At 37.6% G+C, this 279-nt stretch carries 1 protein-coding gene; it reads left to right on the top strand.

Features of this window, described 5'->3' with window-relative positions; all coding sequences use genetic code 11:
• Positions 1-10: 10 nt before the first annotated feature.
• Positions 11-279: iron chelate uptake ABC transporter family permease subunit (locus ACSG5Z_RS32590; protein WP_435713007.1), on the top strand; the 269-nt coding region annotated here is incomplete at its 3' end.

The raw sequence follows: 279 nt of genomic DNA, 5'->3' as shown, positions 1-279 counted from the left end.
CCTTTATTCTATGAACAGAAAAGATGTGAAACGAATGACAAAAGATCACGATAATCCACGTACTATAGCTTTTACGTACAAACTCATTTTGAGTATAATTGCATTCTTTCTTATTTTTATGGTGGCAATGGTATTAGGGGCTGCAGATACTTCAATAAAAGATGTATGGTTAGCACTCACTTCCTCCGCTAAAGGGGACAAACTATCTATAATTCGCGAAATTCGTTTGCCACGTGAAGTTGCTGCTATTTTTGTAGGAGCTGGACTTGCTGTTTCTGG

The organism is Bacillus pretiosus, from assembly GCF_051294775.1.
Lineage (GTDB): Bacteria > Bacillota > Bacilli > Bacillales > Bacillaceae_G > Bacillus_A > Bacillus_A wiedmannii.
This window is presented reverse-complemented; position numbering and strand designations above follow the sequence as displayed.